Source organism: Collinsella sp. TM05-37, from assembly GCF_003436455.1.
Classification (GTDB): Bacteria; Actinomycetota; Coriobacteriia; order Coriobacteriales; family Coriobacteriaceae; genus Collinsella.
Window position 1 is genome coordinate 1 of the sequence record NZ_QSPN01000006.1, and the last position, 14105, is coordinate 14105.

Here is a 14105-nt window from a genome sequence, read left to right on the forward strand (position 1 = left end):
GGCTCTCAATGTTTTATGTCCTGCTCATATCGTCTGTGCCGGCAGTTTGGGACGGTCCTTAGAGCTGCAGCGCGCCATGAGCGAAGGCGAAGCGGATCATCCTGTCTTTTGAGTTCTAAGCATAAGCCCCTGTCTCTGAGCAATGACCGGTTCGCATTTGTGCGTATTTGCGTGCGTGGGATTGCGTGAATATGCGTATAGATGCGCCGTTTACGGGACAAAAATGACCGTTTAGCGGTGAGATACGCAAAAACGCGCACAGACGCGCGTGTTTTTGCGAATATAGAGCTATCCGAAATGCAAGACGTTCTATGACACAGGAGGCACATATGGTAGATTCCAAGCAGGCTCCACTCGACTCCGCGGCAGCCGCAAAAGCAGCGTTCGCTTCGGTCCAGGACAAGCCATTCCCCGATGATATCTTTACGGCTCCCGAGCTTCGTTGGGCTGTGATCGGGTGCGGCGTTATCGCCAACCAGATGGCCCAGTCTCTCGCTCTTGCCGGCCGCAAGCTTGCGGGCGTCGCCAACCGTACGCTGTCCAAGGCTCAGGCTTTTGCTGAGCAGTATGGCATCGAGAAGGTCTATGAATCGGTTGAGGACCTCTACGCCGATCCGGGCATCGACGCCGTCTATATCACCACGCCGCACAACACGCATATCACCTATCTGCGTGACGCGCTGGCCGCCGGCAAGCACGTGCTCTGCGAGAAAGCCATTACCCTCAATTCCGCTGAGCTCGACGAGGCGCGTGCCATCGCCGACGAGCACAACGTCGTCCTCATGGACGCCACCACGGTGCTTCATATGCCCTTGTATCAAGAGCTGCGCCGTCGCATGGATGCCGGCGAGTTTGGTCGCATGAACCTCGCCCAGCTCAACTTTGGTAGCTACAAGGAGTACGGCGATCTGACCAATCGCTTCTACAACCGCAACCTTGCTGGCGGTGCCATGCTCGACATTGGCGTGTATGCCCTGTCCGTCATGCGTCTCTTTATGGCAAGCCAGCCCATTGAGGTCGTTTCGTTGGGCAACACCTGTGAGACCGGTGTTGACGTTGCGGGCGGCATCGTCTGCCGTAATGCCGAGCAGCAGCTGGGTGTTGTGAGCCTCACGCTCCACTCCAAGCAACCCAAGCGCTCGATTATTAGCTTCGATAAGTGCTATATCGAGGTCAACGAGTATCCGCGCGCCGATCACGCGACTATCGTGTGGACTGCGGACGGCCACCGCGAGGAGGTCCACGCCGGCACCGAGGCTTACGCCCTTTGCTATGAGATGGCCGATCTTGAGAAGGCCGTTGCCGGCGACGACTCTAAGCGTGAGCTTCTGGGCTATGCTTCTGATGTTATGGAGCTGATGACCAAGCTACGCGCCGACTGGGGAGTCGTGTACCCCGAGGAGGAGTAAGCGATGCTAGCGGAAGATAGGCTCAACGCGATCGTGTCGATGGTTCAGCAGACCGGCTCGGTTACCGTGCCGGAGCTTGCCGAAGCCCTGGGCGTGACGGCGTCTACCATTCGGCGCGACCTGCAGACGCTCGACCGAGCACACCGTATCGCCAAGGTGCACGGAGGCGCGACAAGTCTGGAGCGCGCGCACGTGACGCGCGACCTAACGCTTAATGAGCGCAGCGACCTCCATAACGACGACAAGGAGCGTATCTGCGCCCGTGCGGCGGCACTTGTGGAGCCCGAGAGCTTTGTATACATCGACTCGGGTTCGACGACGCTCAGGCTCATCGAGCATCTTCCACACCTTGAAGATGTCACCTATGTGACCGATTCCGTGCTCCATGCTCAACGCCTTGCTTTGCGCGGCATGCGTACCGTGGTGCTGGGTGGCGAGCTCAAACCCGAGACCGAGGCGCTCGTTGGCCCCGATGCCTTGGCAACCTTAGACCGCTACAACTTCAACTGTGGCTTTTGGGGCTCTAACGGCATTGCCGCCGAGCAGGGCTTCACGGCGCCCGATATCGAGGAGGCGCAAGTAAAGCGTATCTCGATGCGCCATACGGCCAAGCGCTTCGTAATCTCGGACGCCAGTAAATTTGGCATGGTGGCGCCCGTCAAGTTCGCGGACTTCCGCGACGCGACGATCATCACCGCGGGCGAGGTCCCCGCCAAGTACCGGGCAATGGACAACGTCGTCACGGTCTAGCGGCGGGGCAAGGTCAAAACCATTTAGTTTTCTCAATAGAAAAGCGGCAACGTCCATCACGGACGTTGCCGCTTTCGTCGTCTACTGGTTCTGTCTAAGTCTGTAACAACTGGACCGTTAAAAGTGGGATAGGTGTTACAGATTGAGATGCTTCCGAACCGCGCCGTCCCTTTGTCTCAATCTGTAACATCTGGGATCGATTTTGCCGAGTTACTGTTACAGATTGAGATTTTCCCTTAAGGGGGATTCGAATGTCTCGATCTGTAACAGATAGACCGGAAAATGGGTTCTAACTGTTACAGATCGAGACGTTTTGGGACCGCGGCTGAGCCATTGCGGCAAAACCACCATAAAGGTGCTTGTCCCCTTTGTGGTGGTTTAGGGCTCCCAGGGGCAAGGGGCTTCGATGTGGATGTGCTCGCCGGTTACGGGATGCGTAAAGGACACGCTGTGGGCGTGGAGCATCAGGCCGCAGGGGCGCGGCGTTCCGTACAGGTCGTCGCCAACCAGGGGATGATGCTCGCTGGCCAGGTGCACGCGGATCTGGTGCTTGCGGCCGGTGAGCAGCTCGACATCGATATACGAGCGCGTAGGCAGGCCACGACGGCTCTTAAGACGCTTGAGTACCTTCACGCGCGTTTGAGACGGCTTGCCGCTGGCGCCGACGCGCATCTTTCGACTGTCGTGTCGGTCGCGGGCGATGGGTTTGTCGATGAGCTTTTCGTTCCAGTCGATCTTGCCCTCGGCGAGCGCCAGGTAGTGCTTTTCGAAAGCGTGGTCGATGATCATCTGGTCAAAGGCGGGCTGCGTCTGCTTGTCGAGTGAGAACAGCACCACGCCGGTGGTGTCACGGTCCAGGCGATTGAGCGGCTGCATGTCGGTCGCGGCAAAGCCGTCGCCCATCGCCAGCAGCAGGTCGCTGGCGTAGTCGGTAAGTGTGCGCTCGCCGGTGCCGTCACCGTGGACGATCATGCCGGCGGGCTTGTCGATGGCCATGAGCCAGGCGTCGCAGTAGAGGACTTGAGGTTCTTCGTTCACGTGTAAGCCTTTCGGTTAGCTAATTCCCACAAACATGCAGCCCGAGGTGGCGCCGCGCAGGCGGGCGGCCGGCTTGCGGCCGGCTTGAGCCGCCTCGACAGCGCGACGGACGCGAGCGACGGCACGGCCAATCTCATCGGCCTCGAGCAAGGTTCCGTCGACCATAAGACGGCGCACGCCGGCATCGAGCAGCTGCGGAACTTGCGGCGTGAGGTCGATGGGGTAGGCGTCGTACAGGCGTGAGCGGCCGTGGATGTCGGTACGCACCGGCATGACCTTGCCGTCGATATTCTTGAGCGAGAGCTTGCGGGCACGCAGGCGGCAGTTGGCACAATCGTGGATGCAGCCGTTGGCAACCTGCAGAATGCAATGCTCGCTTGTCATGACGCGCGGGCGGCCAAAGACGGTGATGCCCAGAGCCGCGGGCGCGGCGGTGCCGAGCGAGATAATCTCGTCGAGCGTGATCTCGGGCGAGAGCCAAAACGCACCGGCTCCGCGCTCGGCAAGCGCCTCCATGCAGGGCGTGTTGTGCACCGGCAGGCAAGAGCGAATCTCGGCCGTGGCGCCAACCTGGGCGGCCAGGGCAAGCTCAGAGATGTTGCCAATAGCGACCGTGGCGCCGGCAACAACCCATGGGTCAACGCGGACGTGGTCAACGGCGCGGCAGACCTCATCGAGCACGGGTACGATGCCCTGCTCAAACGTATCGGCGGGGGAGAGCTTGGCCGCATCGAGCGCGTCGGTGGTCATGTAGATGCGCGTTGCACCCTCCGCCCGCGCTGCCTCGGCGGCCTCGAGCGAGGTGACGGTGGCGCAGATCTGCGGCTCGTCGCGGTAGTGCTCGGGCGCGGGGCGGGAATCACTGGTGACAATCGCCGGCAGCTCGAGCGTTTTCGCGCGCTCCGCGTACGGCGCCAGAATGGCCTCTTCCAGCGCCTTGCAAGCGGCGGCGCGCACCTTATGTACGGCGGAGAAACCCATGCCACAGCCCTCATCGAGCGCCACCTCAAAGCTCGCAGCCTCAAAGGGAGAGGAACCCATGCGGCCGACGTGCTCAACCAGATCGGACGCCTCGACCGCACGGGTCTTGGCGGCTTCGACGGTAAAGCCCGTGGCCGTGGCCGTAAGCGAAGGGTCGTCGCAGCAGGTGAGCGTAACGGTAAACGGCTCGCCCAGACGCGCCACGACGGACACATCAACAGCTCGGCGGCGCAGCACATCGCGCTTGAGCGCGGCGCCGGCGGCGTCGATGGCACGCTGACTGCGAATCACGCGGACGCGGCAGCCCTCGGGCATGCTGCGGGGTACGCGACATTCGATGACTTCACCGGCTGCGGCATCATCGGCGGCAATGGTGGTCAGGAACTGGTCAAACTCGTTATCGTGGCGAAGCTCCAGCAGGTCGCCCTTGCCCACGGGCTCAAACAGCTCAATACGGGCGATGGCGGCGCGGCGACGGCGGTCGTCGGGCTTGAGGCCGCGCACATCGCGGTTGGCCGGGCGGCTGCCCAGCACCGTGCCCACGATCTGGCCGCGGTTGTTGGAACGCTCATAGCTCATCATCTCGTCGCCCGAGGTGCCGTCCTGATAGGCGTGCGTAAAGTCGCGGTTAAAGCAGCGCTTGAGCTGGCGCTGGCGGGCGTCTTTCTCGTCCTTGGCAACGGTGGTTCCGGCCAGCATGTCATCAATCTGATGACGATACACGTCGACGATGGAATACACGTAATCGGGCGCCTTCATGCGGCCCTCGAGCTTGAGCGACGCGGCGCCGGCGTCATACAGGCGGCGAACAAGTTGTGAAGTGTTGGTGTCACGCGGGCACAGCGCGCGCTCGCGACCGGCAGGGGAGAGCGAGCGACCGTTCTCGTCGATCAGCTCGTAGGGCAAGCGGCAGGGCTGGGCGCACATGCCACGGTTGGCCGATCGTCCCGCCATGGCAAAGCTCGAAAGCAGACACAGGCCAGAGTAGCAAAAGCAGATGGCGCCATGGCTAAAGACCTCAAGGTCCACATCGGGCGCGGCATCGTGAATGGCGGCAATCTCGTCGATGGAAAGCTCGCGCGAGAGGGTCACGCGGTCGGCGCCCTGCTCGCGGCACCAAAGGGTTCCGCGGTCGTCGTGGATGTTCGCCTGGGTCGAGATATGCGTCTCGATGCCGGGCATCGTGCGCTTGACCTCAAAGAACAGGCCCCAGTCCTGGATGATGAAGGCGTCGGCGCCCAGCGTGGAGCAGCGATGGATGAGCTGCAGCGCATCGCTCATCTCGGATTCCTTGATGACGATGTTGACCGTGACGTAGACGCGCGAGCCGGCCAGATGCGCGGCGCGGCAGGCCTGCTCAAAGGCCTCGTCGGTAAAGTTGGTGGCCTTGCGGCGTGCGTTGAAGCTGCCCATGCCGCAGTAGATGGCGTCTGCCCCGGCGGCGAGCGCGGCGGCAAAGGGCTCCGGGCCTCCGGCGGGGGCCAAGAGTTCGGGTCTGCGGTTGGTGGTTCGACTGGCGGTTGCGGTCATATCCTGCCTTTCAAAATGCTCAGATACTCAAAAGTATAGTGGTGCCGTCGCGGCAGGCGATGCCCGTGCTCTAAGCGGGATAAAGTCTTCAGCAGCTTGGACTGGCTGCTTCACATGAGAACCGTTCAGCGGTCCGGGGAAACCGTTGGGCGATAAAATATTCTCGCAACGTGATAATAATCTTGCATCGCGCGGAAACCTTGAGTACTATCCCAATCAAGCGCGGTGTTCAGACCGAACTGTGCCTCCCGGTGTGAACGCCGCGCTCCCGTTCCCTTTTACTTGTAAGGAGAAAAACATGAGCAAGACCGTCGTGTCTTCCGATAACGCACCCGCAGCCATCGGCCCGTATTCCCCCGGTATCCAGACTGGCAACATGGTGTTTCTGTCCGGCCAGCTGGGCATCGATCCCGCGACCGGCAAGCTGCCCGAGGGTGTCGAGGCCCAGGCTAAGCAGTCCCTTGCTAATGTCGAGGCCCTGCTGACCGCTGCCGGCGCCACCTTTGCCGATGTCGTCAAGACCACAGTCTACCTGGCTGACATTGCCGACTTCGCTGCCGTAAACGAGATCTACGCCTCCAAGTTCGAGGCCCCGTTCCCCGCGCGCAGCGCTTTCCAGGTTGCCGCTCTTCCGGCTGGCGGTCTGGTCGAGATCGAGGTTGTCGCCGCTCTCTAAGGTGTTGGTAACAACTAAACATGACATGCAAAAAGACCCTGCAGCGCGTGCGAGCTGCAGGGTCTTTTGTCAAGCGATGCGACAAAAATGATCCGTTTCCCTTCGTCCCCAAGGGATCACGTTTAGCCCTCCTTGCGAACTTTTTGCAGGTAGCGGTAGACGCTGGGCTCCGAGATGCCCAGCGCGGTGGCGGCGCAGGCCACGGCGCCCTTGAGCATAAACACGCCGTTGCCGTTGAGGTGGCGAATGACGTCCACGCGGTCGCTCTGGCCAAGCGACGCTACATCCAGCCCGCGCGCGCTCAGCAACTCGGCAATGCTGCGGTCGATGAGCTCCTGTGTGGACTCCGAAAGGCTTTCGACCTCGATAGGGGCGGGCTCCGTGCGCGTCGGCGCCGCGTCGAAGCAGGCCATGAGCTGCTGTGCCATGGCGTTGATGGAGCGCACGGTCGAGAGATCGGTGTTGACGCAGAGCATGCCGACGATCTCTTTATCCTCGCGGATAAAGTACGTCGCTGACTCCAACGTCTTGCCACCGGCACCGCGCCCCTCATAGCCCGTAATAAACGGCAGGTCGCGATACTTTGGGTCGTGCATGATCTTGAGCGCCAGATCGGTGGCGGGACCGCCGACCTTACGGCCGCTCACGATGCCGTTGCGAATATCGACGATGGCGTGGTCGGGATCCGAGAAATCGTGCAGCACGATCTCGCTGTTTTTGCCGAGTATCTGCTCCAGGAAATCGACCATCGGCAAAAAGCGACGTACGGTCTCGTTCACGGGCAACTCCTTTGGGTGAAAGCGGAAGTTTCATAACAATTTTTTCTCATGGTAACACGCTGCTCATCATCTCGTATATCCGCAGGTACATGACGTAATGCAGACGAACGGTATGATTTTGGCGGTAAACGGTTGACCAAAAGAAAAGTTAGATGCTATTTTGACCAGACACTTTCCTGACCTGCGGAAATGCATTATCTCAGCTGAAGAATAGTCTGATAACAAAAAATTATTATTGAGAATGAGAATCATCTTTAATACGATATGCAACGAAGGCACAACCTCAACCCCGCACTGCGTCACAATAGGGCGTTAGATGCGAAAACAACTATTTCGAGGATTGGTGGTCAAATGACCCAGGAGACGGTTACGAACGGCACTGAAGCCCTGTTCACTCGTGAAGGCATGCCTCCCGTTAAGGAAATGATCCCGTGTGCCCTTCAGCACGTACTGGCATCGTTTGCCGGCATCATCACCCCGGCTGTCATCATGGCCGGCGTCTACGGCTTTAATAGCCAGCAGAGCACCGACATCATCCAGGTCGCGCTCATTCTTTCGGCGATCGACACGGCCCTTCAGGCCTTTGCCCCCTTCCGTCGCATCGGCGGCGGCCTGCCCATCGTCATGGGCGTTTCGTTCGCGTTCCTCCCGGCCCTGCAGGCCATGGGCGCCTCGGGCTTTAGCTTTGGCGCGCTGTTGGGCGGCGAGATTGTCGGCGGTGCCGTCGCGGTCCTCTTTGGTCTGGCCTACAGCAAGATTAAGTGGCTGTTCCCACCCGTCGTGACCGGTACGGTCATCTTCTCCATCGGCGTTTCGCTGTATCCCACGGCCGTCAAGTATATGGCCGGCGGTATGGGTACGCCACTGTGGGGCACCCCGCAGGCCTGGTGCGTCGCTCTTATCACCTTCGCCGTGGTCTTTGCGCTCGCCAACTTTGGCAAGGGCACGCTCAAGCTGGGATCCGTGTTCTTTGGCATGATCGTTGGCATGATCGTCTCCATCCCCTTTGGCATGATCGACTTCTCAAGCGTCGCCACCGCTCAGGTCTTCGCCCTTCCCAAGCTCATGCCCTATGCGCTCGAGTTTGATCCCGAGGTCTGCATTACCCTCGCCGTCGTGTTCCCCATGGTTGCCATCCAGGTTATCGGCGACGTCTCCGCCGCCTGCCTGGGCTCCATCGACCGTATGCCCACCGAGCGCGAGCTCTCCGGCGCTATCGTGTCCCAGGGCCTCACCTCTATGGTCGGCGGCCTGCTGGGCGGTCTTCCCACCAGCGCCCTTGGCCAGAACGTGGGCATCATCTGCTCCAACAAGGTCGTCAACAAGTGGGTCTTTGTGATCATCGCGGCCGTCTTTGCCATCGCCGGTCTGTTCCCGCAGCTCTCTGCCGTCCTTTCCGCTATCCCGCAGCCCGTCATCGGCGGCGCGACCGTCGGCGTCTTTGGCACCATTACCATGAACGGCGTGCGCATGTTCACCCGCGAGGGCCTCACGCAGCGCACTACCACCATCGTCGGTACCTCCGTCGTCTTTGGCCTGGGTATCTGGATGGCCAGCGGTTGCCTTGCCGGCGAGGGTATGCCCGCCTGGGTGTCCACCGTCATCGGCTCCAATGCCGTAACCCCCACCGCCATCATGGCCATCGTCCTTAACCTGATTCTTCCGCAGACGCCGGTCGTGGCTCAGCACATCGATGCTGCCAAGGACGCTGCCGTGGATCTGGTCTTGCCCGAGAGCAAGAAGTAACCAATTCGGTGCTATTCGTCGGCGGACGCATCGCCTCGTCCGCCGACGTCATGCGGCGTCAAGCCGCACTTCAAAGGGTTTGTCCCTTTGGTGAAGCGTTGACGGGAGAGGGCCCGTTTCCGGTGTAGGCCGGCGCTTCGCACTCCGCCATGTCAGAGGTGTCAAACCCCGCCTCTGATGTTGAAGGGAGCATTCATGCTTCTGGTCGCTAACGGTTCCGTTTTTACCCGCAACGCTCAGACCCCGTTCATTCCCAACGGTGCGGTCGCCATTGACGGAGATACGATCGTCGAAGTGGGCCCCGAGTGCGAGCTCAAGGCCAAGTACCCGGATGCCGAGTACGTCGACGCCCAGGGCAACCTCATCATGCCCGGACTCATTAACTGCCACACCCACATCTACTCGGGTCTGGCTCGCGGCCTTGCCATTAAGGGCTGCAACCCCACCAACTTCCTGGAGAATCTTGAGCAGCAGTGGTGGAAGATCGACGACAACCTGACGCTCGACGGCACCAAGGCCAGCGCCTATGCCACGATTCTGGACTCCATCCGCGATGGCGTCACCACGATCTTCGATCACCACGCGAGCTTCTGCGAGATTCCGGGCAGCCTCTTTGCCATTAAGGATGCCGCGCAGGAGCTGGGCATGCGTTCGTGCCTGTGCTACGAGGTCTCCGACCGCCGCGGTCAGGAAAAATGCGACCAGGCCATTGCCGAGAACGCCGAATTTGCCCAGTGGGCCGCCAAGGAGCGTCGCGATAACGACAACCACATGATCGCCGCCATGTTTGGCGGTCACGCCACCTTTACGCTTTCGGACGAGACCATGGACAAGATGGCCGAGGCCAACAACGGCCTGACCGGCTTCCACATCCATGTGTGCGAGGGCATGAATGACGTGTGGGACTCCCGCCTCAACCGCGGCGGCATCAGCCCCGTCGAGCGCTTGCTGCAGCATAACCTTCTGGGTCCCGACACCATGCTCGGCCACTGCATCCACGTGACGCCTGCCGAGATGGATATCGTCAAGGAGTCTGGCACCTGGCTCGTCAACAACCCCGAATCCAATATGGGCAACGCCGTGGGCTGCGCCCCCGTGCTCGAGTTCTTCCGCCGCGGCATCCCCGTGTGCATGGGCACCGACGCCTACACCCACGATATGCTCGAGAGCCTCAAGGTCTTCCTGATCATTCAGCGCCACAACGCCGCCATGCCCAACGTGGGCTGGTGCGAGGCCATGACGATGCTCTTTGAGAACAACGCCAAGATGGCGAGCAAGTACTTCGATCGCAAGCTCGGCGTGCTCGAGGCCGGCGCTGCCGCCGACGTCATCGTTATGGACTACAAGCCCTTTACGCCGCTGAGCGAGGAGAACATCGACGGCCACATGCTCTTTGGCATGATGGGTAAAAACTGCCGTACCACCATCATCAATGGCCGCGTCCTGTACAAGGATCGCGAGTTTGTCGGTATCGATGAGGACAAGATCAACGCGTGGACCATGGCTGAGTCCAAAAAGCTCTGGAGCACGCTCAACGATCGCGCCTACTAGTTACAAGTAGATTCACGCGCGCCGGATGTTTCGCCGCATCCGACGCGCGTATAGGCGACCTCCGCGGGGTCGCCGGCGCTGTGCTAGCGCTACACCGTATTTGCGCCCGCCGCGCGGTCTCGCCGGGCGTTACAGAGAGGAACTCACTATGAGCGACATCATGAGGCCGATCCCGTTTTCGCAGCTGATGAACTGGATCATCGAGGAGCATAAGACCCAGGACGCCATCTTTGGCGTGCGCAAGATGGTCACGACCAACCAGGAGGGCGCGCTTCCCATTTTTGACGAGCGCATCGAGACCCCGTTTGGCCCGGCTGCCGGCCCCAACACGCAGCTTGCCCAGAACATCGTGGCATCCTACGTGGCCGGTTCTCGTTTCTTTGAGCTCAAGACCGTCCAGGTTATGGACGGCGAGGAGCTCTCCAAGTGTGTGAACAAGCCCTGCATCGTGGCTCAGGACGAGTGCTACAACTGCGAATGGTCGACCGAGCTCGAGGTTCCGCAGGCCTTTGCCGAGTACGTGAAGGCATGGTTTGCCTGCCACCTGATCGCTCGCGAGTACGGTCTGGGCAGCCCGGACGGCTTTGTCTTCAACATGTCCGTGGGTTATGACCTCGAGGGTATTAAGAGCCCCAAGGTCGACGCCTACATCGAGGGTATGAAGGACGCCAGCGGCTCTGACGTCTGGAATGAGTGCCGCGCATGGGCGCTCGCCAACCTGGACAAGTTTGAGCATGTCGACGCCGCGTTTGTCGAGTCCATCCCGGCGCGCGTCTCCAACTCTATCACCGAGTCTACCCTGCACGGTTGCCCGCCAGCGGAGATCGAGCGCATCGCGACCTATCTGATCACCGAGAAGGGCCTCAACACCTACATCAAGTGCAACCCCACGCTGCTGGGCTATGAGTTTGCCCGCCAGCGCCTCAACGAGCTGGGCTTTGACTACATCGTCTTCGATGACACGCACTTCCGCGAGGACCTGCAGTGGGCCGACGCCGTGCCCATGTTCGAGCGCCTGATTGCCCTGTGCGCCGAGCGCGGCCTGGAGTTTGGCGTCAAGCTGACCAACACGTTCCCCGTCGACGTGACGAGGAACGAGCTGCCCTCCACCGAGATGTACATGTCCGGTCGTTCGCTGTTCTCGCTGACCATCGAGGCCGCCCGCCGCATTACCGAGCAGTTCGATGGCAAGCTGCGCATCAGCTACTCCGGCGGTGCCACGGTCTACAACATCCGTGCCCTGTATGACGCCGGCATTTGGCCCGTTACCCTGGCGACTGACGTGCTCAAGCCCGGTGGCTACGAGCGCTTTAGCCAGATGGCCGGCGAGTTTGCCGACCTGGACGGCAAGCCGTTCGCGGGCGTCTCGCTCGAGGCCGTGACTGCGATCCAGACCGACTCGCTCACCAACCCGCTCTACAAGAAGCCGCTGCGCCCGCTGCCCGACCGCAAGGTCGCCGGCAAAAGCCCGCTTTCCGACTGCTTTACCACGCCGTGCCGCACGAGCTGCCCCATCCAGCAGGATATTCCCGCCTACCTGGCGGCTGTTGACGAGGGTCGCTACGAGGACGCGTTCAACATCATCATCGAGCGCAACGCCCTGCCGTTCATTACCGGCACCATCTGCCCGCATCCCTGCGGCCGTGCCTGCGAGCGTGCATTCTACGAGCCCGAGGGCGCCCAGATTCGCGCCAGCAAGCTCAAGGCCGCCCGCGAGGCCATGACCGCCGTGCTGCCCAAGCTGCGCGCCCAGGCCATCGCCAACGACGGCGAGCGCAACGTTGCCGTTATCGGCGGCGGCCCGGCCGGCCTGGCGACGGCGTTCTTCCTGACGCGCGCCGGCGTGCCCGTCACCATCTTCGAGGCCCGCGACTCGCTCGGCGGCGTGGTCCGTCACGTGATCCCCGAGTTCCGTATTGCCAGCGACGATATCTCCCACGACGCCGAGCTTTGCCTGGCCTTTGGTGCCAAGGTTCAGCTCAACGCCCGCGTGGAGTCCATTGACGAGCTCAAGGCCCAGGGCTTTACCGACGTGGTCGTGGCCACCGGTGCCTGGATGCCCGGCTCTGCGGGCCTGGGCGAGGGTGCCGAGCTCGACGTGCTGGAGTTCCTCGAGGCCGCCAAGAAGGGCGAGAAGCTTGAGCTGGGCGAGGACGTCGTGGTCATTGGTGCCGGCAACACCGCCATGGACGCCGCCCGCGTGGCCAAGCGCCTGGCAGGCGTGAAGAACGTGCGCCTGGTGTATCGCCGCACCAAGAAGCAGATGCCCGCCGACGAGGAAGAGCTCGATCTTGCTCTTGCTGACGGCGTTGAGTTCTGCGAGCTGCTGGCGCCCAAGGTACTCAACGGCGCCGTGCTGACCTGCGACGTTATGGAGCTTGGCGAGCCGGATGCAAGCGGTCGTCGCAGCCCCGTCGCCACGGGCGAGACCGTCGAGCTTTCCGCCACCACGGTGATTTGCGCCGTGGGCGAGGGCATCGATGCCAGCCTGTACGATGCCGCGGGCGTCGAGCACGACCGTCGCGGCCGCCTTGCCGCCACCTCCACCGGCGTCGAGGGCATTTGGGCTGCCGGTGACTGCCGCCGCGGTCCTGCCACCGTGGTCGAGGCTATCGCCGACGCCGCCGAGGTCGCCCGTGCCATTGCCGGCGTGGACTTTAACAAGTACGCCGACTGCAACGAGCAGGCCGGTCGCGAGGACACCTGCTACGAGCGCAAGGGGTCGCTATGCCGCGACAAGCGCAACTGCACCAAGACCCGCTGCCTGGGCTGCGGCTCGGTGTGCGAGGTCTGCTGCGACGTGTGCCCCAACCGCGCCAACGTGGCAATTAAGGTGCCGGGCCTGGCCAAGCATCAGGTGGTACATGTCGACGGCATGTGCAACGAGTGCGGCAACTGCGCCGTGTTCTGCCCCTACCAGGAGGGTCGTCCCTATAAGGACAAGCTCACCCTGTTCTGGAGCGAGCAGGACATGGAGAACTCCGAGAACGAGGGCTTCCTGGCTGTGGACGAGGACCACTTTAAAGTCCGCGTCGCCGGCACGGTCCGCACCGTCTCGGTCGATGCCGTCAACACCGGTCTTCCCGAGGCCGTCCGCCTGACCATCAGGGCCGTGCGCGACAACTATTCGTACCTTCTTAAGAAATAGGCGAGTCTCTTATGGCCAAATCCATTCAACATAACGTGGCCTACGTTGCCTGCGGAAGCGGTTGCGCCTCCGCAGGCGGCGACGCCCGCTGCAGCGAAGGCTGCATTGGCTGTGGCGCCTGCGTCACGGCCTGCCCCCACGGTGCCATTGCGCTGGTCGATGGCATCGCCCGCGTGGATCGCTCCAAGTGCACGGGCTGTGGCCTGTGCGGCATGGCGTGCCCGCAGCGTGTAATTGCCTTCGTTCCCGGCTATCAGAACATCCTGGTGCGCTGCAACAATACCGATAAGGGCGCCATTGCGCGCAAGATCTGCGACACGAGCTGCATCGGTTGCGGCATGTGCGCCAAAAAGTGCCCCGCCGGCGCTATCCGCATTGAGGACAACTGCGCCCATATCGACGGCGCGGACTGCCTGTCGTGCGGCATGTGCGCTGTCGTCTGCCCGCATGGCGCCATCCACGACCGCACCGGCATCGCCGCCGGCGTGTAGAAGGGA

At 61.7% G+C, this 14105-nt stretch carries 10 protein-coding genes; 7 read left to right on the forward strand and 3 right to left on the reverse strand.

What is annotated here, in order from left to right; genetic code table 11:
* The first annotated feature begins 329 nt into the window (after positions 1 to 329).
* Entirely contained in the window at positions 330 to 1409 is a 1080-nt protein-coding gene (locus DXD48_RS04405) for a Gfo/Idh/MocA family protein (RefSeq protein WP_117564160.1), read from the forward strand.
* A gap of 3 nt (positions 1410 to 1412) precedes the next feature.
* The gene (locus DXD48_RS04410; protein WP_117564161.1) at positions 1413 to 2159 is read left to right on the forward strand and encodes a DeoR/GlpR family DNA-binding transcription regulator; all 747 of its coding nucleotides are present in this window, start codon (positions 1413 to 1415) and stop codon (positions 2157 to 2159) included.
* 378 nt (positions 2160 to 2537) lie between these two features.
* Here the strand turns inward: DXD48_RS04410 and DXD48_RS04415 are convergent, their stop codons facing one another.
* Entirely contained in the window at positions 2538 to 3197 is a 660-nt protein-coding gene (locus DXD48_RS04415; protein ID WP_233503005.1) for an RluA family pseudouridine synthase, read from the reverse strand.
* A 15-nt stretch (positions 3198 to 3212) separates the two neighbouring features.
* On the reverse strand, positions 3213 to 5708 hold the full coding sequence (locus DXD48_RS04420) for a U32 family peptidase (RefSeq protein WP_117564163.1): 2496 nt from the start codon (positions 5706 to 5708) through the stop codon (positions 3213 to 3215).
* 298 nt (positions 5709 to 6006) lie between these two features.
* On the opposite strand from DXD48_RS04420, the gene DXD48_RS04425 reads away from it, so the two are divergent.
* Positions 6007 to 6384 carry a RidA family protein gene (locus DXD48_RS04425; protein ID WP_089572469.1) on the forward strand — a complete coding sequence of 126 codons (378 nt, stop codon included), beginning with the start codon at positions 6007 to 6009 and terminating at the stop codon, positions 6382 to 6384.
* Positions 6385 to 6506: 122 nt separating this feature from the next.
* Here DXD48_RS04425 and DXD48_RS04430 read toward each other — a convergent pair whose 3' ends face one another.
* A complete protein-coding gene (locus DXD48_RS04430) occupies positions 6507 to 7163 on the reverse strand; it encodes a transcriptional regulator (protein ID WP_233502309.1) in 657 nt (218 codons plus the stop codon).
* 351 nt (positions 7164 to 7514) lie between these two features.
* Here DXD48_RS04430 and DXD48_RS04435 point away from each other — a divergent pair, with 351 nt between their 5' ends.
* The 4 genes from DXD48_RS04435 to DXD48_RS04450 all read left to right on the forward strand — a co-directional run bounded on the left by DXD48_RS04435 (position 7515) and on the right by DXD48_RS04450 (position 14099).
* Positions 7515 to 8909, forward strand: a complete 1395-nt coding sequence (locus DXD48_RS04435; protein ID WP_055285183.1) for a uracil-xanthine permease family protein — start codon at positions 7515 to 7517, stop codon at positions 8907 to 8909.
* A 195-nt stretch (positions 8910 to 9104) separates the two neighbouring features.
* Complete coding sequence (gene ssnA, locus DXD48_RS04440) at positions 9105 to 10460, forward strand: putative aminohydrolase SsnA (RefSeq protein ID WP_117564164.1); 1356 nt, start codon at positions 9105 to 9107, stop codon at positions 10458 to 10460.
* A gap of 148 nt (positions 10461 to 10608) precedes the next feature.
* Positions 10609 to 13608 carry a putative selenate reductase subunit YgfK gene (gene ygfK / locus DXD48_RS04445; protein WP_117564165.1) on the forward strand — a complete coding sequence of 1000 codons (3000 nt, stop codon included), beginning with the start codon at positions 10609 to 10611 and terminating at the stop codon, positions 13606 to 13608.
* Positions 13609 to 13619: 11 nt separating this feature from the next.
* On the forward strand, positions 13620 to 14099 hold the full coding sequence (locus DXD48_RS04450; RefSeq protein WP_055252516.1) for a 4Fe-4S binding protein: 480 nt from the start codon (positions 13620 to 13622) through the stop codon (positions 14097 to 14099).
* Positions 14100 to 14105 lie beyond the last annotated feature (6 nt).

Excerpts from the sequence above, each read along its gene's own strand:
- DXD48_RS04425 (WP_089572469.1), top strand. The coding sequence starts at position 6,007 with ATGAGCAAGACCGTCGTGTCTTCCGATAACGCACCCGCAGCCATCGGC.
- DXD48_RS04405 (WP_117564160.1), top strand. The coding sequence starts at position 330 with ATGGTAGATTCCAAGCAGGCTCCACTCGACTCCGCGGCAGCCGCAAAA.
- DXD48_RS04420 (WP_117564163.1), bottom strand. The coding sequence starts at position 5,708 with ATGACCGCAACCGCCAGTCGAACCACCAACCGCAGACCCGAACTCTTG.
- DXD48_RS04410 (WP_117564161.1), top strand. The coding sequence starts at position 1,413 with ATGCTAGCGGAAGATAGGCTCAACGCGATCGTGTCGATGGTTCAGCAG.
- ssnA (WP_117564164.1), top strand. The coding sequence starts at position 9,105 with ATGCTTCTGGTCGCTAACGGTTCCGTTTTTACCCGCAACGCTCAGACC.
- DXD48_RS04435 (WP_055285183.1), top strand. The coding sequence starts at position 7,515 with ATGACCCAGGAGACGGTTACGAACGGCACTGAAGCCCTGTTCACTCGT.
- DXD48_RS04450 (WP_055252516.1), top strand. The coding sequence starts at position 13,620 with ATGGCCAAATCCATTCAACATAACGTGGCCTACGTTGCCTGCGGAAGC.
- ygfK (WP_117564165.1), top strand. The coding sequence starts at position 10,609 with ATGAGCGACATCATGAGGCCGATCCCGTTTTCGCAGCTGATGAACTGG.